Source organism: Nocardia goodfellowii (assembly GCF_017875645.1).
Taxonomy (GTDB): Bacteria; Actinomycetota; Actinomycetes; order Mycobacteriales; family Mycobacteriaceae; genus Nocardia; species Nocardia goodfellowii.
Window position 1 is genome coordinate 19,050 of the sequence record NZ_JAGGMR010000001.1, and the last position, 23,378, is coordinate 42,427.

Here is a 23,378-nt window from a genome sequence, read left to right on the forward strand (position 1 = left end):
TCGGAACTTTACCCGGGCGGCAGCCGGTCCGCGGCGGCCCCGTTACGGCGCAGACCCGGAACGGCAGTCACTACCAAAGCGAGCAGCAACCCCGCAGCCATCACCAATACGACCACCGTTCGATCCATCAGCGAACTGCCGACCGCGCCGAACGCGAGCACGCCGACCCACAAATAAATGAGCAACACCACTCGCCGCTGCGAATGTCCGATCTGCAACAATCGGTGATGTAAGTGCATTTTGTCCGGAGTCGAAAAACTCACGCCCGCACGCACCCGGCGCACGATCGCCAGCACGAGATCCAGCACCGGAATAAACATCACCGCTCCGACCAGCAACAGCGGCGAGAGCAGGCCGACGACGTCGCGCGGACCGAAGCCCTGCAGCGGAATGCGGCCCGAGGCACTGGTGGACACCGCGGCCAGCACCAGACCGATCAACATCGAACCCGAATCACCCATGAAAATCCGGGCGGGCGAGAAATTGTGCGGCAGAAAACCCAGGCACGCACCCGCCATGGCGGCGGCGAGCAGCGCGGGCGGGTAGGTGTCTACCGAACCGCGCTCGCTCATCAAACCGACAGCAAACACGAATACCGCGGCGGCGCAAATCAATCCGAGGCCTGCGGCCAGACCGTCGAGCCCGTCGACGAAGTTCATCGCGTTCACCAGCGTGACCGTCACCGCGACCGTCACCAGGCCGCCCTGCAGCGCGTCCAGCGAAACTGTCGAATTGGTCAAAGGGTTGTAAATGGAGTACCAGCTCAGGCCCATCACCGTCATCACACCGGCCGCCGTGACCTGACCGGCGAATTTGGTCAGCGCGTCCAGACCCCAGCGATCGTCGACAATGCCGACTGCCACGATGATCGTGGCCGCGATCAGCACTGCCGAAATATCGGGGGCGTAGTCGAACCCACGACGCAGGGCGGGCAATTGGTGCGCGAAGAGCAGGGCGGCGATCAAACCGACATACATGCCGACACCGCCCATCCGCGGAATCGGCTTGACGTGGACATCACGCTCCCGGGGCACGGCTACCGCGCCGAACGCGATGGCCAGCGTCCGGATTCCGCCGGTGGCCAGGAACGTCACTGCGGCCGAGATCAGCAGCACGAGCAGTAGCTCGCGCAGCGGCACAACAGCACTCATCCGATCACCGGGCAGCAGGACTGGTGAGTTCGTCCGGCTTCATCCCGAGCACCTCGGCGATTTCGGCCACCGGCACCGCGCCCGCGCGCAGGATCCGCGGCTGATCGGAGGTGAGGTCGACGATGGTGGAGGCGACGGCATGATCGGCCGGCCCGCCGTCGAGATATACATTGACCAGGGAACCGAGCTGATCGCGCGCCTCGGCGGCGGTCGTGGCCGGCGGCTGACCGGACACATTGGCGCTGGACACCGCGAGCGGGCCCACCTCCCGCAGCAACTCCAGCGCGACCGGGTGCAGCGGCATCCGCAGCATCACCGTTCCGCGCGTATCACCGAGGTCCCAGGCGAGCGAAGGCGCTTGCTGCACAACAAGACTCAGGCCACCAGGCCAGAACGCCCGGATCAGCTCCCGGGCCTGCGGACGCACCGAGAACACCAGGCCATCGATGGTGTGCCAGGAACCCACCAGCACCGGCACCGGCATGTCCCGCCCGCGCCGCTTGGCCGCCAAAAGCGAGGTCACCGCGGTCGCGTCGAAGGCATCGGCGGCCAGGCCGTACAGCGTGTCGGTGGGCAACACCACCAATCGCCCCGACTTCAGGGCGCTGGTCGCTGCGGACAGTCCGGCGGCACGCGAGTCGGACTCCGCGCAGTCGTAGACGGTACTCACGGCCCCTATGTTAGAGCTAGACGTCAGCAACACGAACGGCAGCCGGGGGGAACAAGAAACGAGCCATCCGGCAGGTCTGGACCGCCGGATGGCTCGTTGATGGTACGTATCAGAGCACTACCCAGAGCGACTGGCCGCCGGCCGAGTCCCCGACACACCTGCCGTCGCGGATATTCTTGACAACAGTGAGGCGGTGATTCAGAACAGCGGAGCAGGCTTCCGGGGCCGTGGCATACCGCCCATGGGATCCTGCCTTCCAATAGGCCATACATTGCCAGTTGTCACTCGGCTGTGTCCCTGGCGCGCACCGGGGCTGGGCATCTGCAAAGCCCGGTCCAAAAAGAGTTGAGCTGACAACGGCTCCAGCGATAACCGCGAGACGTACGAACATACTTCCCCCCAATGTGATTCACAACACGTAGTCGTAGATCATACTGCGCGACGACGGTTACGGACAAAGGGATATTGGGCGTTCCGTTAAGTGCGGGTGGCGACCACGAAGCGGGGTTTTTCCGCAAGGTCCAGGTGTTCGGCGATGTCGGTGAACTGGCCGGATTCGGCGAGCAGCTCGGCGGCAGCGGAGCCGTTGGTGTCGTCGTGTTCGATGGCGAGGGCGCCGGTGGGGCGAAGCAGGCGGGTGATCACGGGGATCATCGGGCGGATGACATCGAGGCCGTCCGCGCCCGCGAACAGGGCGCGGTGTGGATCGTGTTCCGCCACTTCGGGATCCAGCTGCGCGCCCGCGGGAATGTAGGGCGGGTTGGAGACGACCAGGTCGACGCGGCCACTCAGGTCGGTGAGCAGAGTGGGGCCGGTGGCGTCATCGGCGTAGAGAGTGATCGGGGTGTCGCCCGCCGCGATGCGGTCGTCGGCGTTGCGGCGGGCCCACTTCAGGGCATCGGGATCGATTTCGACCGCGTGCACGTCGGCATCGGGACGGGCGTGCGCGATCGCCAGCGCCAGCGCACCGGAACCGGTGCACAGGTCGACGACGATCGGCTGGTGGTCGTGCGGCAGCGCCGCCAAACGCGCCAGTGCCCAGGCGAACAGGACCTCGGTCTCCGGACGCGGCACGAAAACACCGGGACCTACCGCGAGATCGATCGCGCCCATGGCGGCGATCCCGGTCAGGTGCTGCAGCGGCACATGACGCGCGCGCTGGTCGACGAGCGCGCGGAAATCGGCGAGCAGGCCGGGTTCGACCAGCGGAACCAGCGCCAGCCGGCCACGTTCCACCCCGAGCAGATGCGCCGCCAGCAGTTCGGCATCGGCGCGCGGACTATGCATGCCCGCGGCGTGCAATACCTCGGCGGCTTCGTTGATCGCCGGGCGCAACGCCACCCGGCGAACCTCGGCCGGTGCACCTTCTACCGTGCTCATACCCGCACCTCGCCGACGCTCGGCTCCGGCACGCGCAGTGCGCGCCGGTACCTGATTCGCTCACTGCGTTCGCTCATGCGCTCCAGGTTATTCCGCGGCCATGCGGGCTTCGCGGTCCGCCTTGCCCAGGGCGTCGAGCAGGGCGTCCATATCGCCCGCGAGCACGGCGTCGAGATTGTGCGCCTTGAAACCGATGCGGTGGTCGGCGATGCGGTTCTCCGGGAAGTTGTAGGTGCGGATCCGCTCGGAGCGGTCGACCGTGCGGATCTGGCTGGCGCGGCCCGCGGCGGCTTCCTGTTCGGCCTCTTCCTCGGCCAGGGCCTGCAGCCGCGCGGCCAGCACCTGCATGGCGCGGGCCTTGTTCTGCAACTGCGAGCGCTCGTTCTGACAGGTCACGACAATGCCGGAGGGCAGATGCGTGATGCGCACGGCGGAGTCGGTGGTGTTGACGCCCTGGCCGCCCTTGCCCGAGGAGCGGTACACGTCGATCCGCAGATCGGTTTCGTCGATCTGGACTTCTTCGACCTCGTCGGGTTCGGGGTAGATCAGCACGCCGGCGGCGGAAGTGTGGATGCGGCCCTGCGACTCGGTGACCGGCACGCGCTGCACCCGGTGCACGCCGCCCTCGAACTTGAACCGCGACCAGACACCGTCGCGGGCGGCGTCCCTGCTCTTGATCGACAGCGTGGCTTCCTTGTATCCGCCAAGGTCGGAGACGGTGGCGTCGAGCACCTCCACCTTCCAGCCGTGCCGTTCGGCATAGCGGATGTACATGCGGGCCAGGTCGGCGGCGAACAGCGCGGATTCCTCGCCGCCCTCACCGGATTTGACCTCGAGGACGACATCGTCGCCGTCGTGCGGGTCACGGGGGGCGAGCAGGTCGGCCAGGGTCTTCTCGAGTTCCTCGGCCTGGCGCTGCAGTTCGGGAATTTCCGAGGCGAACGCCGGATCGTCGGCGGCCAGCTCCTGGGCGGCGGCCAGATCGTCGTGCGCGGCCTTCAGCTTGTTATAGGTGGACATCACCGGCGCCAGCTCGGCGAACCTCTTACCGACCCGGCGCGCGGCGCCCGCGTCGTTGTGCAGCGACGGATCGGCCAACTGCGTCTCCAGGCCCTGGTACTCGGCCAGAATGTCGTCGATCGCGGACGGCTGCGTCATGATGTGCTTCCTTGTCTATTTCTGCCGTGCGAGGGGCTCTGGAAATGCACCGACGCCCGGTCTGCAGCGCAGAACCGGGCGTCGATGGGGAAGCTAGGAGGCGTCTTCGGCCTTCTTGCCCGCACGCTTGCCGTAACGAGCCTCGAAGCGAGCCACGCGGCCGCCGGTGTCGAGGATCTTCTGCTTGCCGGTGTAGAACGGGTGGCACTGCGAGCAGACCTCGACGGTGATGTGTCCGGACTCCTTGGTGGAGCGAGTCTGGAAGGTGTTGCCACAACCACAGACGACGGTGGTGTCGACGTAGGTCGGGTGGATTCCTGCCTTCATGGGTGTCCTTTCGAAATTGGCCGCCGGGTCGCCCGCGAAGGAGCGTGAACCGGAGCCGACTAGGCGGGATTGTCTGCCGATGGGCAGACGCACAGCGGCCCAGTATGCCAGAACCGCCACTACGCTGCCAAAACGCCCCCGGCCCCCGCTCTATTCCCGGGGCCTGAGTAGGCCCGCTTCCCGCCCGCCCCGAGAAGTGCGGGCACGCGATCGGAGCGCTCTTGCGGAACCCTAAGACGGGTAGTTCGCTACTCAAGAATGCGAACACAGCTGTTCATAGAGTTTGGGGACCTGAAGTAGAGAGCACACCGGCGTGCCGAAGACAGAGAGGAGAACGATATGAGCAACCGCATCGCCTCGGCGGTTTTCGGTTTGTTGACTCTCGCTGTCGCGGTGGGCTGGTTCGCGATACCGGAAACCTCCCCCACCTATCCGGCAGCGGAAACCGTCGGCTACTACCAGGCCGACGCCGCCGCCCCGGACGCCGCGGACTCGGCCACCATTCTACTGACCTTCATGATCGCCGGAGCGGCGCTCATCGGACTGTTCTTCTTCCGCCCTGATACGCCGAAAGGGCCTCGCCTGCGCGAGACCCTTTCGGCAGCACTCGAGTTCGTCCTACTCGTCGATCGCGCCACCCGGCGCTGTCTTGCTGACCGACATCAGGAACTCCAGGTTGTTCTTCGACTTCTTCAAACGGTCGATCAGCAGATCGATCGCCTGATGCGAATCCAAGCCGGACAGTACGCGGCGCAGCTTGTGCAGCACGGCCGCCTCGTCCGGGCTCAGCAGTAGTTCGTCCTTACGGGTACCGGACGGGTTGACGTCCACCGCGGGGAACACGCGCCGTTCCGCGATCTTGCGGTCCAGCTTGAGCTCGGCATTACCGGTGCCCTTGAACTCCTCGAAGATCACCGTGTCACCGGTCGAACCGGTTTCCACCATGGCGGTGGCGATGATGGTCAGGGAGCCGCCGTTCTCGATATTGCGCGCCGCGCCGAGGAACCGCTTGGGCGGGTACAGCGCGGTCGAGTCGACACCACCGGAGAGGATGCGGCCCGAGGCAGGCGAGGAGTTGTTGTACGCACGGCCCAATCGGGTGATCGAGTCGAGCAGCACCACAACGTCTTTGCCCATCTCCACCAGACGCTTCGCCCGCTCGATGGCGAGCTCGGCGACCGAGGTGTGATCTGACGGCGGCCGGTCGAAGGTGGAGGCGATGACCTCACCCTTCACCGAACGCTGCATATCGGTGACCTCTTCGGGACGTTCGTCGACCAGCACAACCATGAGGTAGACCTCGGGGTTGTTGATCGCGATCGCGTTCGCGATGTCCTGCATGATCGTCGTCTTACCGGCCTTGGGCGGCGAGACGATCAGGGCGCGCTGGCCCTTACCGATCGGCATGATCAGGTCGATCACACGCGTGGTCAGCTTGTTCGGCTGAGTTTCCAGGCGCAGACGCTGGTTCGGGTACAGCGGCGTGAGCTTGCTGAACTCCGGACGACGCCTCGCCGCCTCGACCTCGCCGCCGTTGACCGTGTCCAGGCGCACCAGCGGATCGAACTTCTGCCGCTGGTTGCTCTGCTCGCCGTCGCGCGGGGCGCGCACCGCACCGGTGATCGCGTCACCGCGGCGCAGGCCGTTCTTACGCACCAGGTTCATCGACACGTAGACGTCGTTCGGCCCGGCCAGGTAGCCCGAGGTGCGGACGAACGCGTAGTTGTCCAGCACGTCCAGGATGCCGGCGACCGGCTGCAGCACGTCGTCCTCGCGGATTTCGAGCTCGCGGGCCTCGCTGCCGGTGGTGCCGCCCTCGCGGTCACGCCCACGGCGCCGTTCGCGGAAACGACGGCCTCGGCGGCCGCGGCCACCTTCCTCGTCGTCGCCGCCACGGTTGTCGCGGTCCCGATCCTGGCCACCACGGTTTTCACCGCCGCGGTTCTCGCCACCACGGTTTTCGCCACCACGGTTTTCGCCACCGCGGTTGCCGCCGTTGCCATTTCCGTTCTGGTTGCGATCGCCGGACTGGCTGCGCTCACCCGACTGGTTGCGCTCACCCGACTGGCCGCGTTCACCCGACTGATTGCGATCGCCGGACTGATTGCGCTCACCCGACTGGTTGCGCTCCCGGCGACGCTCGCCCTGTTCGGCATCCTGCTTCGGCTCGTCACCACGCGCCTCGGCGTTGTCGCCGCCGGATCGCGCCTGGTCACGGCCGCGCCGCTGCCGACCCCGGCCTCGCTGGCCGGCTTCCCGGCCGCCGTCCTCGGCGGCCTCGACCGGCGCGGCATCCGCCGGCGCGGTGTCGGTCTTCGCGGCCTTGGCCGGAGCGGCCTCAGGCGCGGCGGCGGCTTCGGGAGCCGCGGCCTTGGGCGCCTTCGCCGGTGCGTCGTTCGCCGCAGGCGTCACGTCGAGGGTCGCCTGCTCGGCCTTCGCTTCGCCGCGCGTGGACTTCTCAGCCTTCTCGGCTTTCGCGGGCGCCGGCTTTCCGGCCTGATTCTCCTTGATGGCGGCGATCAAATCGCCTTTGCGCATTCCGGAGGTTCCTCGGATTCCGAGCTCCCCCGCAAGCTGGCGCAACTGCGGCAACAACATTCCAGTCAGCCCCGATCGTGCGACGTCGGTGTGTTCGCTCATCTTCGAAATCTGTCCGGATTCACTTTCGCGACCCGAGTTATTTGGGTTGGAATCCACCCCGGGTGTCGCGAGCAGGTCCGTATCTGTCACGGAAATCCTTTCCTTCCCTCGATTGCCGTGTGCTATTTCGAGGGTTCGTCCCGCAGTCCGGGCACTGTGCCGGACTCGGATGCCGTATATCACCTGCTCCACCGGACCCGGCGGTTGCGCCACCGGTTATGCAGGGCCCAACTCCAAGAAGGTGGGAGAGATCATTCCAGTTGCGCAGCTACGCAGCACCTCCATGGCCTGGAGGCTCGAGCCTGGAGCCTGCTGGAGCGATTGCCCTGATGAAGCACCGGCGTCTGATGCGCACGATGTACGGACTTGCCCAGGATAGCTGGATAGTGTGAAGCTCGGCAAGGCAGACTCGCCGTTAGCTGACCTGGACTCCCTCGGCGAGTCCAGGCTCGACCACGCGGAGGCCGTCGGCGGCCGCGAGTTCGGCCAATTCCACGGGGAATTGGCTGGTACACAAGGCCAGTACCGTCGGCCCCGCGCCGGACACCGTCGCCGGAATCCCGGCTTCCCGCAATCGCGCTATCCAGGCCGTCGTCAACGGCAGCGCGGGCGCCCGCTGCGCCTGGTGCAGGCGGTCCATGGTGGCCGACATCAGCAGGTCAGGACGCTTGGTGAGCGCCACGACCGCGAGCGCGGCCCGGCTGACATTGAACGCGGCGTCGCCGTGCGGCACCGTATCGGGCAGCAAACCCCTGGTATGCGCGGTGGAGGACCGAACCTCGGGAATGAGCACCACCGGGCGCAATGAGGAATGCGCGTCCAGTCGCACGGCCCGGTAGCCGCGACCATGGGAGCTGTCCGCCTCGACGGCGGATTCGGTCCAGGACACGACGACGCCGCCGAGCACGCTGGCCGCCGCGTTGTCCGGATGGCCTTCGAATTCCGAAGCCAGCTGCACCTGCTCTGCCAGGTCCAGGGCGAGTTCGGGATCGAGTTTCGCGGCCAGCGCGCTGCCCGCGGCCAAGCCGCCGACCACCGCGGAGGCCGAGGAACCGAGACCGCGGGAGTGCGGAATCACGTTGCGGCACACCACATCGAGGCCATCGGCCCAGACGCCGGCGGCCTCCAGGCCACGCTCGATCGCCCGCACGACGAGATGCGAAGGACCCCAGGGCACGTCATCGGCGCCCTCACCCTCGACCCGGATCGTAAGGCCGGAATCGGTAGTGCGCACTTCGATCTCGTCGTAGAGGCCCAAAGCCATTCCGAGCGAGTCGAATCCGGGCCCGAGATTGGCGGTCGAGGCCGGAACCCGGGCGGTGACCGCGATTCCGGCGGGCAAGGTCCGGGCCCGAGCCGAATTCCGCTCGGCGTCGGGAGCCAATTGGGTTTCGCGCGAGTTCAACTCAGGCCAGCTCGAGTTCGCGGGCGATGGCGACCGGGTCCACCGCGATGGCCTGCACCTGCGGCATGCCCAGCAGGGCGGTGTCGGGGTCCTTGAGGCCGTTGCCGGTGACGGTGCAGACGACGGTGAGACCGGAATCCAGCCAGCCCTCCTTGCGGGCCGCCAGGACACCGGCGACCGACGCGGCCGAAGCGGGTTCGACGAACACGCCCTCGGTGGCGGCGATCAGGCGGTATGCCTCGAGAATTTCCTCGTCGGTCGCCGCGCGGAAGGTGCCGCCGGACTGCTCCTTGGCCTCCATCGCGCCGTTCCAGGACGCCGGGGCGCCGATCCGGATGGCGGTGGCGATGGTTTCCGGGTTCGACACCGGAGCGCCGTTGACCAGCGGGGCGGCGCCGGCGGCCTGCACGCCGAGCATGCGCGGCAGGCCGTTGGTGCGGCCGTCGGCGTAGTACTCGCGGTAACCGCGCCAGTACGCGGTGATGTTGCCCGCGTTGCCCACGGGCAACGCGTGCACGTCGGGCGCCTTGCCCAGCACATCGCAGATTTCGAAGGACGCGGTCTTCTGGCCCTCGATCCGGGCCGGGTTGACCGAGTTGACCAAGCCGACCTCGGGGAAGTCGGAGGTGACCTTGCGGGCCAGCTCCAGGCAGTCGTCGAAGTTGCCGTCCACCTGGATGATCTTGGCGCCGAGCATGACGGCCTGGGCCAGTTTGCCCATGGCGATCTTGCCCTGCGGGATCAGCACCGCGCAGCTCATGCCGGCGCGGGTGGCGTAGGCGGCGGCCGATGCCGAGGTGTTGCCGGTGGACGCGCACAGCACGGCCTTCTGGCCGCGGTACTTGGCGTCGGTCATGGCCATGGTCATGCCCCGGTCCTTGAAGGAACCGGTCGGGTTCGCGCCCTCGACCTTGAGGTACACCTCACATCCGGTCAGCTCCGACAGGTGCGGTGCGGGCACCAGCGGGGTGCCGCCCTCGAACAAGGTCACCGGCTCCCAGTCGGCCGCGCCTTCGAGACGGTCACGGTAGGCCGCGATCAGGCCCGGCCAGCGGGAGTGCACCTTGGCCTGCGGCGCGACACCTGTCGTATTCATTCGTCCGTGCCTTCCAATCTCAAAACGCTGGTCACCGATGTGACGGATTCCATCTCCGCCAGCGCGGCGACGGTGTCCGCGAGCGCCGACTCCAGGGCGTGGTGGGTGACCACGACCAGTCGTGCGCCCTCGCCGTGCCCGGCCTGGCGGACGGTGGAGATGCTGACGCCGTGGTTGGCGAACTCCCCCGCGACCTTGGCCAGGACACCCGGGATGTCTTCGACCTGCAGGTTCACGTGGTAGCGGGCCGGCGTGTCACCGATCGGGGCGATCGGTAGCTCAGCATAAACCGATTCGCCCGGAGCCCGGCCACCGTAGAACTTGTTGCGGGCGGCCATCACCAGGTCGCCGAGCACCGCGGAGGCGGTCGGCGCGCCACCGGCGCCCTGCCCGTAGAACATCAACCGGCCGGCGTTCTCCGCCTCCACGACCACGGCATTGAAGGCGCCGTTGACCGCGGCGAGCGGGTGCTTGCGCGGGATCAGCGCCGGGTAGACGCGGACCGAGATACGGTCCTTGCCGCCCTCGGCCGCGGGCGGGTTACCCGGAATGCGTTCACAGATAGCCAGCAGTTTGACCGTGCAATCCAGCGCGGAGGCGGTTTCCAGATCCTCGGAGGTGATCTTGGAGATGCCCTCGCGGTAGACGTCGGCGGCGGTGACCCGGGTGTGGAACGCCAGCGAGGCCAGGATCGCGGCCTTGGAGGCGGCGTCGTAACCCTCGACGTCGGCCGTCGGGTCGGCCTCGGCGTAACCCAGCCGGGTCGCTTCCTTCAGCGTGATCCCGTAGTCGGCGCCGGTCTCGTCCATCGCGGAGAGGATGAAGTTGGTGGTGCCGTTGACGATGCCGACCACCTTGTTCACCCGGTCACCGGACAGCGACTGGATGAGCGGGCGCACCACCGGGATCGCCCCGGCGACGGCGGCCTCGAAGTAGAGGTCGGCGCGGTTGCGCTCGGCGGCGGCGGCGAGTTCGCCGGTGTAGTCGGCCAGCAGTGCCTTGTTCGCCGAGATCACCGACTTGCCCGCGTTCAGCGCGGCCAGGATCAGGCCGCGGGCCGGGTCGATACCGCCCATGACCTCGACGACCAGGTCGACGTCGGCGCGCGCGACCAACGCTTCGGCGTCGGTGGTCAGCAGTTCGGCCGGAAGGCCGCGGTCCCGCTCCAGGTTGCGCACGGCGACGCCGCGCAGCAAGACCGGAGCACCGACCCGCGACCGCAGATCATCGGCATGGTCGCGGAGGATGCGCACGACCTCGGTGCCGACATTGCCCATACCGAGCACCGCGACGCCGATCGGACGATCGATGCCCCAGCTACTTCTCTGTTCGGGCGCACCCGCCACCCGACCGCCAACCTCGGCGGAATCGCTACGCGATGCTGTCATTGTCGTTCACCTCCAGGCTGAGCAAATCCGCCACCGTTTCCCGGCGCAGAATCAAACGCGGCTGACCATCCCGGACGGCGACGACCGCCGGACGGGTCAACTGGTTGTATCGGCTCGACATCGAATAGCAGTACGCGCCGGTCGCCGCGACGGCGATCAGGTCGCCCGGACCGACGTCGGCGGGCATCCACGTGTCGCGGATGACGATATCGCCACTCTCGCAATGCTTTCCGACGACGCGCGCCACCACGGCGGGCGCCTCCGAGGATCGCGAGACCAGGCGGCAGTCGTAATCGGCCTGATACAGCGCGGGCCGGATGTTGTCGCTCATACCGCCGTCGACGCTGACGTAGCGGCGGCGGTTGCCACCGTCGAGTGAGACGTCCTTGATCGTGCCGACCTCGTAGAGGGTGACGGTGCCCGGTCCGGCGATGGCCCGGCCGGGTTCCACCGCGATCTCCGGCGTGGGCAGGCCCGCGTGCGCCGCCTCGGTCTCCACCAGGCCGCGCAGTTTCAGCGCGAACTCGTCCAGCGGCGGCGGATCGTCGTTGGGCAGGTATGAAATACCAAGGCCGCCACCGAGATCCAGGATCGCGATCTGCGCGGTGCGCTCGACGCCGAACTTCTCGATGGCTTCGCGCAGCAGGCTGAGCAGACGGCGAGCGGCGATCTCGAAGCCGTCGATCTCGAAGATCTGGGAACCGATGTGCGAGTGCAGGCCGACCAGGCGCAGATTGTCGGCGTCGAAGACCCGGGCCACCGCCTCCATGGCATTGCCGCCGGCGATCGAGAAACCGAACTTCTGATCCTCGTGCGCGGTCGAAATGTATTCGTGCGTATGGGCTTCCACGCCGACGGTGACACGGACCAGCACGTCCTGCACCACGCCCGCCGCGGCGGCGACCGCCTCCAGTCGCTCGATCTCGTAGAGTGAGTCGACTACCACGTGGCCCACGCCCGCGGCGACCGCCGCCTCCAGCTCGGCTACGGATTTGTTGTTGCCGTGCAAGGCGATTCGCTTCGCGGGGAAACCCGCGTGCAGCGCGATGGCGAGTTCGCCGCCGGAACACACGTCCAGGGACAAGCCCTCGTCCCGGATCCAGCGCGCGATCTCACCGCACAGGAAAGCCTTGGAGGCGTAGTGCACCCGGGCATTCGGGCCGAAAGCGCGCACCATGTCGCGGCAGCGGGAGCGGAAATCGTCCTCGTCCACCACGAACAGCGGGGTGCCGAACTGCTCGGCGAGATCGCGCACCGGCACACCGGCCAGGCTCACCACACCGTCCTCGGCGCGGGAAGCGTTGCGCGGCCACACATTCGCGGGCAGCTCGATCATCTGCTTTGGATCGCTCGGACGCTCCGGCAGACTCGGGGCGTGCGGAATGTCGGCATGCCGCGGACCAGCGGGATGTGCGCCACTCATGACCGCGCCTCGCTGACACTCGGCTCCGTCATGCGCGGAGCGCGCCGGCGCGTGGTTCGCTCGCTGCGCTCGCTCACATCATTTCCTTTCGGGTTCGCGAGTGCGCGCACGCAGCTCGATAGGTGGGGGTTCACAGCTCCGCCTCGGACCTCGGGGGGAGCTGTGTCATCAGCTCGCTCACATTCGCTCCGGTGCGCTCACGCCCAGCAGAGCGAGGCCGTTGGCCAGCACCTGACGGGTCGCCTTGACCAGCTGCAGCCGGGCGGCGTGGCGCGGGGTGACCGGCTCGTCGCCCTTGGGGAGCACGCGCATGTCGTCATCGGACTGGAACGGGTGGTAGGCGCCGGCCAGTTCTTCGAGGTAGCGCACGACGCGATGCGGTTCGCGCATCTCCGCGGCGGTCGCCACGACGCGCGGGAACTCGCCCAGGACGCCGATCAGCTTGGTTTCGCGCTCGGCCGTCAGCAGACCGAGATCCACTGGCACCGAAGCGAATTCGAACTCCGCCGAATTCCGCGTAATGCTGCAGGTGCGCGCGTGCGCGTACTGCACGTAGTAGACCGGGTTGACGCTCTCCTGCTTGGTCCACAGGTCCAGATCGATATCGATGCTCGAGTTCACCGAGGAGCGGACCAGCGAGTAGCGCGAGGCGTCGACGCCGATGGCTTCCACCAGATCGTCGAGCGTGATCACCGTGCCCGCGCGCTTGCTCATCTTCACGGCGGCGCCGTTCTTCACCAGGTTCACCATCTGGCCGATCAGCACCTCGACGGTGTCCGGGTTGTCGCCGAACGCCGCGGCGGCGGCCTTCAACCGGCCGATGTATCCGTGGTGGTCCGCGCCCAGCATGTAGATGCACAGGTCGAAACCGCGCGCCCGCTTGTTCTGGAAGTAAGCGATGTCACCGGCGATATAGGCGGAGGTGCCGTCGCTCTTGAGGACGACGCGGTCTTTGTCGTCGCCGTATTCGGTGCTGGCGATCCACCAGGCGCCGTCCTTCTCGTACAGATTGCCCGACGCCTTCAGCTCCGCGACGGCCTTGTCGACCGCGCCGGAGGCGAACAGCGAGCTCTCGTTGAAATAGACGTCGAAGTCGCAGCCGAAGTCGTGCAGCGTCTTGCGGATGTGGGCGAACATCATCTCGACGCCCTCGTGCCGGAACAGCTCGTGCCGTTCCTGCTCGGGCAGGGTCGCCGCACCCGGGTGGTTCGCGACGATCGCGTCGGCGATCTCGGTGATGTAGGCGCCCGCGTACCCGTCGGCCGGGGTCGGCGCACCGGTCGCGGCGGCGACCAGCGAGTTCGCGAAGCGGTCGATCTGCGCGCCCGCGTCGTTGAAGTAGTACTCCCGGGTCACGTCGGCGCCCTGGGCGGACAGGATGCGGCCCAGCGCGTCACCGACGGCGGCCCAGCGGGTGCCACCCAGGTGAATCGGGCCGGTCGGGTTCGCCGAGACGAATTCCAGGTTGATCTTGGTGCCGGTCAGCGACTCGCCGGTACCGTACGCGGCGCCCGCTACCAGGATCTTCTCCACGATCGCGCCCTGGGCGGCGGCGGCCAGCCGGATGTTCAGGAAGCCCGGCCCGGCGACGTCCGCGCTCGCCACACCGTCGGCCTCGGCAAGGGCACTGGCAACCCAGGTCGCGAGCTCGCGCGGGTTGGTTCCGACTTTCTTGGCAACCTGCATCGCCAGATTCGTGGCATAGTCACCGTGTTCCGGATTACGGGGGCGCTCTACATTGACCTCGTCGGGCAGGACCGCAGGGTCCAGTCCACGTTCGACAAGCACCTTCGCGGCAGTTGCGCGGAGGAGAGATGCAAGGTCAGCTGGAGTCACGAGTAACTATCCTATGGTCTGGGCAGGTGAACACCTTCGGGCGGGCACCGCGCAGCACTAGCGGAATCATCACGTCGAGAGAGCACAACGAGCGATGCCGAGTAGTAAAAGCGCCTCGAAATCGGCCAAGGCCGTCCGAGCCGCCGGGAAGGCCTCACCTTCCCTCCGCAAGGGGGGCGGCACAAGCCAACTTCGACAGAAGCGTCAGATCCCATGGCTGGCCATCGGTGCCGCCGCGGTAATCATCGCATTGGTCGGCGCATTGGCCTACAGCCTGGTCCCGAAGTATCGCGAGCAGGCCGAGCTCGACAAATACACGCCGAGCGCCGAGAAGAAGGATCCGTCCGACCAGATCCCGGGCGTCGTGAAGAAGGACTACGCGCACGGCGCCGGCAAACACATCCAGCCGACCCAGCGCGTCGCCTACGACACCACCCCGGCCTACGGCGGCCCACACGATTCGTCCTGGGCGGCGTGCACCGGCGTGGTGTACAGCAAGCCGATCAGGACCGAGAACGCGGTGCATTCACTCGAGCACGGGGCGGTGTGGATCACCTACAACCCCGACAAGGTCGACGCCGCCGGGCTGGACGCCCTGAAGCGCAAGGTCGAGGGCAAGCAGTACACGATGATGTCGCCGTACCCCGGCCTGGAATCGGCGGTTTCGCTGCAGTCCTGGGGACATCAGCTGAAACTGGACGACCCGAACGACAAGCGCGTCGGGCAGTTCATCACCGCGCTGCGGCAGAACCCCTACGGCGTGTACCCCGAAATCGGCGCGGACTGCTCCAACCCGTACTTCGACCGGGACAACCCCGCGCCCTTCGATCCCGCACCGCCGGGCCCCGACGCGGTGCCCGTGGACGGCACCGGCATCCCGACCGACCAGGCCGAACTCGGCGGCGGCCAGCCCGCCATCCCCGGTGTACCGAACATCCCGGGCCTGACCGGACTGCCGACCGCGCCCGCGGCGCCCACCGAACCCGCGGCACCGGCAACACCCTGATGACGGCCGACAGCGAAACCGAGTCCGGCTTCCGGACGCAAGTGCGTGGTCAGCGGACCGCGCTGCTGATCCTCGGTGTCCTCGGGGCGATCCTGCTCGGTTTCGCCGTCGGCACCATGGCGCGCATCCCGTTGGACGGCGCGGCCGAACCCGATCCCGGCGCCGTCGATATCGGGTTCACCCAGGACATGTCCGCGCACCACGCGCAGGCGGTGGAAATGGCGGGCGTAGCCCTGCTGCGCTCCACCGACAACGATGTGCGCCGGCTCGCCTACGACATCATGACCACCCAGCAGGCGCAGGTCGGCCGCATGCAGGGCTGGCTGCAGCTGTGGGGCAAGCCCGCCCAGGGCATCGACGGCTACATGGCCTGGATGACCGAACCGTCCACCGGGCATCACGGCGGCGCGTCCACCGCCGCGCAGCACACCGGCCCGATGTCGACCATGCCCGGCATGGCCACCGCCGAGGAACTCGCCGCGCTGCGCCAGATCCCGGTCATCGAGCTGGACACCATGTTCCTGCGTCTGATGCTGCGCCACCACCAGGGCGGCCTCTCGATGATCCAGTACGCCGCCGAGCACGCGGAGACCACCGCGGTACGCACCCTCGCGGAAACCATGGGCGGCACCCAGCAGAACGAAGCCCAACTGATCACCCGCATGCTCACCACCCGAGGCGGCACCCCCCTCCCCCTCAACTGAGCGCGAACTCCCCGGCCCACCCTGCTTTTTGGCGGTAGGCCGGGGATGCGATACGCTTTCCCCGCCCGATCGGACGCCCTCCCGGCGCCCGCTCGAGAACTATCCCGCCCTCGTAGCTCAGGGGATAGAGCGTCTGCCTCCGGAGCAGAAGGCCGCAGGTTCGAATCCTGCCGAGGGCACCGTTCCACTCGTGGTTGGCTCATGCTCATCGAGAGCATGAGCCTTTCTCGTTTCACTCGATTCTTGTGGGGTGCAACCCCACACCCGCCCGGCGGGCTTCGCCCCCGGACCCCCGCTCGCGGCTGCGCCGCATTGTTATCCGGGTCGCCTTTAGTTCGCGCACGCTGGGCCATCCGTTGGCGACAGACGCCCGACGGGTAGCAGCCCGACTAGTTTCGATCACAGCGCGACCGGTTCGTGTGGTGGTCGGCGATCAGCGCAAGCGCCACGCAGCGGCCAGATGGAAGTTCCCGGGTTGCACCGTCCCCGCGTCCGGACGGCAAGCCGGGCTGAAATTCGTTGGAGAGGTGGCTACTCGGTCATGCCACGGCGGAGCCGTTCTCCCAAAGCGTCTTGCCGCTGCTCGTACTCGGTGGTCGTGATCGTCCGGACCTCGAAGCCCGGCGTCTGCTCGCCGTCGAGATGGCGTTGCGTCAGCTCCCAGTGCTGAGCCACATACGCGTCGTCCTGCATCCGCCGCTGAGACTCTGCGATCAGCCGGTCCTTCGCGTCATCGCGGTCGGTTCCGGTCACGAACCAGTCCTCACCCGGGTAATAGGCTCGCACCGATCCGTCACCCTGCGTGACAAACATCGGGCGTTGGACGACATGGACAACCGGTTCAGGGGCGGACTGCGGGTCCGGGTGCATAGAAGATCTCCCTCGAGCCGTCATCATGATGGACGTAGCAGATGTATTGCATGCCGGGATGGCCAACGACCGGACCGGTGTACTTGCAATCAACCGTCGTGGCCGCCGCTGGCGCTGTCGATGCGACCATTGGCAGCATGAACGCTGCCGCAACAGCAACAATGGGCGCCATAATTTTCGCGAGCATCTGATCCCCCCTAGATTATTCGATGCCGCGAATGATCGCCGATGTACGCCGCTCCCGCACAGGTATCGCGAACATTGTGCAGCCTCACAGCGATTGGGCGTCGAGCACTACTGAAGCCGCCGGGATGAAGTCGTACCGTCAGGGTGCTGCCCGCTTTGGCTGACCATGGATTTTCGATTCGAGGCTGCGTCGGGCACTTCTGGTGTCGGCGCTGTGGCCCGGAGGCTGGGGAGGATTCGGTAAGGGTGGGCGTTGGCGAGGGGATTCGGTATTTGGGTTCCGTGGTTGCCGTCGTGTTGCTTGACCGCGGGTAGTGGTCGGGTTGTGATGGCGGGATGACACAGGAGTGGTGGCGGGAGTTGCCGCCGGCGGCGGGGGCGTTCGTCATGGCGACCGGGATTGTCTCGGTGGGGTTGCATCTCACGCACTTCGATGTGGCGTCTTGGGGCACGTTCGGGCTGGCGGCCGTGGCGTGGGTGGTGTTGGCTGTGGATTTCACTGCTCGGTTGCTGCGGGATCGGCCGCGGTGGCAGAGTGAGGCGGCGACTGCGCCTGCGCTGACCGGGGTTGCGGCGACGACGGTGTTGGGTACGCGGATTTCGCTGGCGGGGTGGCAGTGGGTGGCGGGGGTGCTGCTCGCGGTTGCGGTGGTGGTGTGGCCGGTTCTGTTGGTGTTCGTAGTGCGGCATTGGGGGAAACGGATGCCGGGGGCCGCATTTTTGGTCTGCGTGTCGACGCAAGGGGTGGCGGTGCTCGGTGCCACGCTGGCTCAGGCGGGTGCGGGTGACTGGTTGATTTGGGGTTCGCTGGTGTTCTTCTGCTTGGGGCTACCGCTCTATGTGGCGGCGTTTACCCATTTCGATGTGACGCAGGTCTGGGAGGGGCCAGGGGATCAGTGGGTGGCCACCGGGGCGCTGGCTATTTCGGCGCTGGCGGCCTCGAAACTCGCGGCGTGGCAACGCTGGACCGGTGCTGGGCACACCGTGCTGGGCGTGGTGACGTTGGTTCTGCTGGGGCTCTGCCTGGTGGGTTACGGCGTGCTGCTGGCGGCGGAAGTCTTCAACAACCGTCCGGGGTACAACATTCGGCGCTGGGCGACGGTCTTTCCGCTCGGTATGACGGCGGTCGCGGCGCTGTCCACGTCCGCCGCCTTGGCGATCCATCCGCTGCACTCGCTCGGTGTGCTGCTCCTGATCGGAGCGGCCGCTGTCTGGGTGTTCACTTTCGCGGAATTGTTGCGGAGCTCGTGGCGGGAAGCGCGGGCCGTTCGGCCGTAATGCGCGCGCGGTGGCTATTTCGACCAGTCGACGCGATCGGCCATCGCACGGAGACGGTCGCGGCGGGACGGGCTGGTTTCACCGATCCAGGCGATCAGACCGTAGACGTGAGCGCGAAAGTCGTGGTGGCCGTCGCGGTTCTGGGCGGTGGGGCCGGTGCGCAGGCAGTTGTGCAGGAGGGCGCGCAGGGCGTCGTAGCGGTCGCGCGGGACCGCGGGATGGCTGTTGACGACGAGGCCGGCGAGGATCTGGCGCTGGTGCGGGCGACGGATCCGGGTCTTGCCGGGGTGGATGGCGAAGCCTTCGGACTTGGCGATTTTCGTTACCAGCCAGAGGATTTCAGCCGCATCGAGGTCGCTCTTGCCGGAGATCGCCAGATCGTCGGCGTAGCGCGTGTACTCGAGGCCGCGCCGGATCGCGTATCCGGTGAGACGACGGTCCAGGCCGTGCGCGATCAGATTGGCGAGCCTGGGCGAAGTCGGTGCGCCCTGCGGTAGATGTCTGGCGCGCAGCAGGTTTCGCTGGTCATAGTCGAGGCCGCGAAGTTCGGCGACCGGAGTGGCCGTGGTGCACAGGTCGGCCAGGATCTGGGCGATCGCCGGGGCATAGCCACAGGCCGCGAAGATCGCGCGAACGCGAGCGACGGTGATGCTGGTGAAGAAGTCACGCAGATCCAGGTGGACGACCACTTCGGCACCGGCGTGCGGCTCGGCGAATGTGCTCGCGCTGCGGCCCTTCTCGAATCCGTGGCAAGCCGGATGCGCCGGAATTCCACTGAGCACATGGCGCAGGATGCGGCGCTGTATTTCGCGTAGGCGAACCTTCGGCGCTTCGACCAGTCGCACGCCATCGGACTTCCGCAATCGACGGTATCGATAGTGGGTCAACGGTTTCGAGGCACGGCGCAACCAGCCACCGTGGTCGGCGAACCAGTCGAGTTCGTCCGGTGTGACATTGAGCAGCGCGCACAGGCCCGCACGATCAGGAAGCTCGGCCGCACCGAAAAGTACAGGCGCCGACAGTGGTTCGAGCGGTACGACGACCGTCGCCATTTTCGGCAGTTCGGCCAGTAACCGGCACAACGTGCCGACCGGATCGAGCGGTTCGCTGGGCATCAGGTCGGTGACTCGGCGGGCCAGATCCTCGGCTCGCTCCGGTTCGACGATCTCGGCGAAGGCCTCGGCCAAGTTCGACCGGGTCCACTCCGCATCGAGGAACTCGAAGGCGTAGGCCAGTTCTCGCGCCAGCTCCGCTGGAACCGCTCCGGTCATGGACGGTGGAGTACGACGGCGGCGAGGCGACCAGAACCCTTCGTCCTCCGTACCAGGACGCACGCGGAGCGTGCCCGGTGGTTTCGGACGCTGTGCCCAACTGATCTGCCTGACCCAGGGGTTTCCCCTGAGACGGGTCGCTTCGACCCACTCTCGCCTCGCCGCTGTCGCACCGCGATACTCTGGCACACCGTTCGCTTCGAGTCACCTGCCGTCGGCCGGTACCCTTCCCGCATGACCTGCTGCGGGCCGTCGCGCCGGACCTTCCTGGGTGCCGTCGGGCTGACCGCGCTGCTCTCGGCGACCGGCGCGGGCGGAACGAGCCCCGCACGGGCACAGTGGAATCCGCTGGTGGCGACCGATTTGGAAGTGGTCACGGTGACCGACACGTCGGTGGTGCTGACCTGGACGACGGGCACGCCGCACCCGGTCGGGTTGCTGCCGGCCGAGGCAGGGGGCGAGGTCCGGATCGGTCCGGCGGATTCGCCGCGAGCGCCGGTGCTGGTGCATGCCGACGCCGAGCGGACCCCGTTCCATTACGCGGAGATCCACGGACTCGAGCCGGGTCGGACCTATCGCTTCGAGGTGTGGTCCGACGGCGTCCGCGCCACGCCGGGCCTCAATCCGGCGACCGTGATCCCCGGCACTCCCGAGGCCACCGGCGAGTTCACCACTCTGGTGCCGCCACCCGGGCGTCTGGTCCGGACGTTGGCCCTGGCCAACGACGTGCACTACGGCGAAACGGTGAGTGGTGTGGTGGTCGGGCAGTTCCCGCCGGGCTTCCGTCAAGCGCCGGATCTGCCGCCCTATCCGGAGGTGATGCTGAGCGCGCTGCTGGATGATCTGCGCGCGCCCGATCGCGGGGCGCAGCGCCTGCTGCTCGCGGGCGACCTGACCGCGGAGGCGACTCCCGCGGAGGTGAACGGGGTACGCCGCGCGCTCGACGGCTGGGGTAGGCAAGGTCGTGACTATCTCGCGGTGCGGGGTAATCACGATCGCCCGCATATCGGTGACGACTATCGATCCTGCTCCGCGCTCGGCGACCATTTCGATTGCTGGGGACCGCAATTCAACGGCCGGCAACAGTTGATCGCCGATGAGATCGGCGGCCTGCGCGTGATCGGGTTGGATACCAGCCAGCTGGACGCCTCGGGCGGCCGGATCGAACGCCCGCAATTCGAGCGGCTCGCCGAATTGCTGCGCACCGAACCCGATCAGCCGACGCTGGTGTTCGGCCACCACCCGGTGACCCGGGAATCCGGATACAGCAATATCGCGGGCCCGGGATTCATCCTCGATCAAGCCGACAGCGCCGAACTGCAAGCGCTCTATGCCCGCAGCCCCGGCGTCTTCTTGCAGCACAGCGGCCACACCCACCGCAATCGCCGGACCCGCCCGGACACCGACTGCGCCGTGGAGTTCCTGGAAGTGGCCGCGGTGAAGGAATATCCGGGCGGTTACAGTCTGCTGCGCCTCTACGAGGGCGGTTATATGGTCAATTTCTACAAGACCCGTACCGCGGCGGCACGCCGGTGGAGCGGCGTCACCAGGGGTGAATTCCTCGGATTGCAGCCCTTCTATACCCTCGGTACCTGCGCGGACCGCAATCACGTTGTACTGCGCGATTTCTCGGGCGTTGCCCGAATTACCGCATAGAGCGAGCGGCGGGAATCGAACCCACGTAAACGGCTTTGCAGACCGCTGCCTAAACCTCTCAGCCACGCCCGCCTCGCCTATCACTTTGCCGTTTCACGACGCGGCGGCCCATCGTTGAGCTCAGCGTGATTCGAATCCCGGATCGGCATGGAATGATCGGAGCCATGTCCCGGCCACGCCCGCTTCCGCTCGACCCAATCGAGGAGGCCCACCGCCAATGGGTCGGCCACGGCTGGGGTGCGGTGGCCGACGGCATGGCCGCGGTGACCTCCCTGGTACGCGCGCAGCAAATCGTGATGGCCCGGGTCGACGAAGCACTCAAACCGACCGGCCTGACGTTCTCCCGCTACGAACTGCTCGCCCTGCTGAGCTTCAGCAAGACCGGCGCGTTGCCGATGGCCAAGGCCAGCGCCCGGCTACAGGTGCATCCCACCAGCGTCACGAACACCGTGGATCGCCTGGAGGCGGCGCAGCTCGTGCGACGTGTTCCGCACCCCAGCGATCGGCGCGCCACCCTCATCGAAATCACCGATGCGGGGCGCGAACTCGTCGCCGAGGCGACCGAGGAACTCAATGCCAAGGTCTTCGCGCAGCCCGGTCTGCCCCCGGACCGCCTGCATACCCTGCTGCAACTGCTCGCGGAGTTCCGGCACGCCGCCGGCGATTTCGACACCGGGGCCGAGCCGGCCCGCTGGACCGCCCAAGATCGTTGACCCGCAACCGAACTGGACAGTCGGGTATTCGGCTGTCCGGGCGTGTCCATAACGTTCCGGCATCCAAGTAGCGAATTCCGCGGCCGCACATCTTGGCAGCGGCGCGGAAAAGGTCCACCATGGAGCGCATGGTGCTGGTCTTGGGGGTATCGGCAGGCGCTGGTGGCGCCCGCGCGGTATTGACGCATTCCGATCAGCCACATCTTCCGCCCATCGACCGCTGCCGGGTGCCCCGCCGGGCCGGTGGCGGCGTCGAGGAAGCCGCCTTCGAAGCGATCCGGCAAATGCGCCGATCCGCCGACCGGCGCGACGAACTGATCACCGGAACCGCGGTGACCTGCCGCTGTCCGCTGCACGCCGACGCCATCCGGGCGGGTGCCGGCCACCTTCCCCTCACCGTCGTCTCCGAACCCCTTGCCCAGCTGCGGTATCTGCGTTTCACCGGCCAGCTGCCCGAGGACGGCACCGTGCTGCTCTACGACCTCGGCAGTTCCGGTCTCACCATCACCCACGTGGACTGCCGCACCGACTCCATCCTGTCCAGCAAGCGCAGCACGGTTCTCGGCGGTGACGGCTTCGACGCATTGCTGCGCTGGCAGCTGGCGCGCGACGGCGTCCTCACCGACAAGGTCACCTGCCGTCGCCACCGCGAGGCGCTCAGCGTCGACCGCGTGGTGACCGCGATGGACGACAATTCCGGCGGCCGCGCGGTGCTCACGCGCAGCGATATCGCCGAGCTGTGCGCCGCCGGGATCCACCATTCGGTGTCGTTCGTGCACCAGACGATCGAGCAGACCGAGACGCCACCGGACGCGATCGTGTTGCTGGGTGGGTGCGTGCGCAGCCCCAGCATTCAGGAAACGCTCGCCGAATCAATCGACCTGCCGTTGATCTACGACCCGGAACCCGAAGCGGTTTCCGCTCGCGGCGCGGTGCTGCTGGCCACCGGTCGCCCCGCCGCGGAACTGCGCGGCGCCCGCGCGACCCTCGGCGACCTCACCCCCGGCACCGTCGATCGCCGCAAACTCATTGCCGCGCTCGCGGTCACGGCCGCGCTCGGCGCCACCATCGCGGGCGTGCTGGTCATGGATCAGGATGCGGCCTCCGGCCACGACGGCACCTCACCCACTCCCGCCGAAATCGTGGGCATCCCACCGGCGGATTCCTTCCGCTAGCCGCGCAACGCACCGCGGCACCGCCATTCGGCGAATGACGATGCC

The 23,378-nt window shown here is 67.3% G+C and carries 19 protein-coding genes and 2 tRNA genes; 7 read left to right on the top strand and 14 right to left on the bottom strand.

Annotated elements, in window-relative coordinates; translation table 11 throughout:
* Window positions 1–8: 8 nt before the first annotated feature.
* From BJ987_RS00095 to argS, 11 genes are all read right to left on the bottom strand, one after another.
* On the bottom strand, window positions 9–1,151 hold the full coding sequence (locus BJ987_RS00095) for a glycosyltransferase family 4 protein (protein WP_209883491.1): 1,143 nt from the start codon (window positions 1,149–1,151) through the stop codon (window positions 9–11).
* A gap of 4 nt (window positions 1,152–1,155) precedes the next feature.
* Window positions 1,156–1,821, bottom strand: coding sequence for an L-threonylcarbamoyladenylate synthase (locus BJ987_RS00100; RefSeq protein ID WP_209883493.1), 666 nt, complete (start codon window positions 1,819–1,821; stop codon window positions 1,156–1,158).
* Between the two features lie 477 nt (window positions 1,822–2,298).
* Entirely contained in the window at window positions 2,299–3,201 is a 903-nt protein-coding gene (gene prmC, locus BJ987_RS00105) for a peptide chain release factor N(5)-glutamine methyltransferase (RefSeq protein ID WP_209883494.1), read from the bottom strand.
* A gap of 87 nt (window positions 3,202–3,288) precedes the next feature.
* A complete protein-coding gene (prfA, locus tag BJ987_RS00110) occupies window positions 3,289–4,359 on the bottom strand; it encodes a peptide chain release factor 1 (protein ID WP_209883495.1) in 1,071 nt (356 codons plus the stop codon).
* 93 nt (window positions 4,360–4,452) lie between these two features.
* A complete protein-coding gene (rpmE, locus tag BJ987_RS00115; protein WP_209883496.1) occupies window positions 4,453–4,686 on the bottom strand; it encodes a 50S ribosomal protein L31 in 234 nt (77 codons plus the stop codon).
* A gap of 618 nt (window positions 4,687–5,304) precedes the next feature.
* A complete protein-coding gene (gene rho, locus BJ987_RS00120; protein WP_209883497.1) occupies window positions 5,305–7,416 on the bottom strand; it encodes a transcription termination factor Rho in 2,112 nt (703 codons plus the stop codon).
* A 325-nt stretch (window positions 7,417–7,741) separates the two neighbouring features.
* Window positions 7,742–8,731: a homoserine kinase gene (gene thrB, locus BJ987_RS00125; RefSeq protein ID WP_245365747.1), complete on the bottom strand. Its 990-nt coding sequence runs from the start codon at window positions 8,729–8,731 to the stop codon at window positions 7,742–7,744.
* A gap of 1 nt (window position 8,732) precedes the next feature.
* Window positions 8,733–9,827 carry a threonine synthase gene (gene thrC / locus BJ987_RS00130; protein ID WP_209883498.1) on the bottom strand — a complete coding sequence of 365 codons (1,095 nt, stop codon included), beginning with the start codon at window positions 9,825–9,827 and terminating at the stop codon, window positions 8,733–8,735.
* Complete coding sequence (locus BJ987_RS00135; RefSeq protein WP_281070347.1) at window positions 9,824–11,215, bottom strand: homoserine dehydrogenase; 1,392 nt, start codon at window positions 11,213–11,215, stop codon at window positions 9,824–9,826. The genes thrC and BJ987_RS00135 overlap by 4 nt, the downstream gene beginning before the upstream one ends.
* Entirely contained in the window at window positions 11,199–12,638 is a 1,440-nt protein-coding gene (gene lysA / locus BJ987_RS00140; protein ID WP_209883499.1) for a diaminopimelate decarboxylase, read from the bottom strand. Before lysA ends, BJ987_RS00135 begins: the two co-directional genes overlap by 17 nt.
* Window positions 12,639–12,815: 177 nt before the next feature.
* Window positions 12,816–14,474 (bottom strand): arginine--tRNA ligase, encoded by a 1,659-nt coding sequence (gene argS / locus BJ987_RS00145; protein ID WP_209883501.1) that lies wholly within the window; start codon window positions 14,472–14,474, stop codon window positions 12,816–12,818.
* 94 nt (window positions 14,475–14,568) lie between these two features.
* Between argS and BJ987_RS00150 the strand changes: the two genes are divergently transcribed.
* The 3 genes from BJ987_RS00150 to BJ987_RS00160 all read left to right on the top strand — a co-directional run bounded on the left by BJ987_RS00150 (window position 14,569) and on the right by BJ987_RS00160 (window position 16,363).
* Entirely contained in the window at window positions 14,569–15,480 is a 912-nt protein-coding gene (locus BJ987_RS00150) for a thioredoxin-like domain-containing protein (RefSeq protein WP_209883503.1), read from the top strand.
* Complete coding sequence (locus BJ987_RS00155; protein WP_209883505.1) at window positions 15,480–16,184, top strand: DUF305 domain-containing protein; 705 nt, start codon at window positions 15,480–15,482, stop codon at window positions 16,182–16,184. The genes BJ987_RS00150 and BJ987_RS00155 overlap by 1 nt, the downstream gene beginning before the upstream one ends.
* A gap of 106 nt (window positions 16,185–16,290) precedes the next feature.
* Window positions 16,291–16,363 (top strand) — tRNA-Arg (locus BJ987_RS00160).
* 352 nt (window positions 16,364–16,715) lie between these two features.
* Here the strand turns inward: BJ987_RS00160 and BJ987_RS00165 are convergent.
* Window positions 16,716–16,937: a hypothetical protein gene (locus BJ987_RS00165; RefSeq protein WP_209883507.1), complete on the bottom strand. Its 222-nt coding sequence runs from the start codon at window positions 16,935–16,937 to the stop codon at window positions 16,716–16,718.
* 639 nt (window positions 16,938–17,576) lie between these two features.
* Between BJ987_RS00165 and BJ987_RS00170 the strand changes: the two genes are divergently transcribed.
* Window positions 17,577–18,518 (top strand): SLAC1 family transporter, encoded by a 942-nt coding sequence (locus tag BJ987_RS00170; RefSeq protein WP_209883509.1) that lies wholly within the window; start codon window positions 17,577–17,579, stop codon window positions 18,516–18,518.
* Between the two features lie 14 nt (window positions 18,519–18,532).
* Here BJ987_RS00170 and BJ987_RS00175 read toward each other — a convergent pair whose 3' ends face one another.
* On the bottom strand, window positions 18,533–19,789 hold the full coding sequence (locus BJ987_RS00175) for a reverse transcriptase family protein (RefSeq protein WP_209883511.1): 1,257 nt from the start codon (window positions 19,787–19,789) through the stop codon (window positions 18,533–18,535).
* Window positions 19,790–20,023: 234 nt separating this feature from the next.
* Between BJ987_RS00175 and BJ987_RS00180 the strand changes: the two genes are divergently transcribed.
* Window positions 20,024–21,445: a metallophosphoesterase family protein gene (locus tag BJ987_RS00180; RefSeq protein WP_209883513.1), complete on the top strand. Its 1,422-nt coding sequence runs from the start codon at window positions 20,024–20,026 to the stop codon at window positions 21,443–21,445.
* Here the strand turns inward: BJ987_RS00180 and BJ987_RS00185 are convergent.
* A tRNA-Cys gene (locus tag BJ987_RS00185) sits at window positions 21,446–21,517 on the bottom strand.
* A gap of 92 nt (window positions 21,518–21,609) precedes the next feature.
* On the opposite strand from BJ987_RS00185, the gene BJ987_RS00190 reads away from it, so the two are divergent.
* Window positions 21,610–22,158, top strand: coding sequence for a MarR family winged helix-turn-helix transcriptional regulator (locus BJ987_RS00190; protein ID WP_209883515.1), 549 nt, complete (start codon window positions 21,610–21,612; stop codon window positions 22,156–22,158).
* Window positions 22,159–22,286: 128 nt separating this feature from the next.
* On the top strand, window positions 22,287–23,333 hold the full coding sequence (locus BJ987_RS00195; RefSeq protein ID WP_209883517.1) for an Hsp70 family protein: 1,047 nt from the start codon (window positions 22,287–22,289) through the stop codon (window positions 23,331–23,333).
* Window positions 23,334–23,378 lie beyond the last annotated feature (45 nt).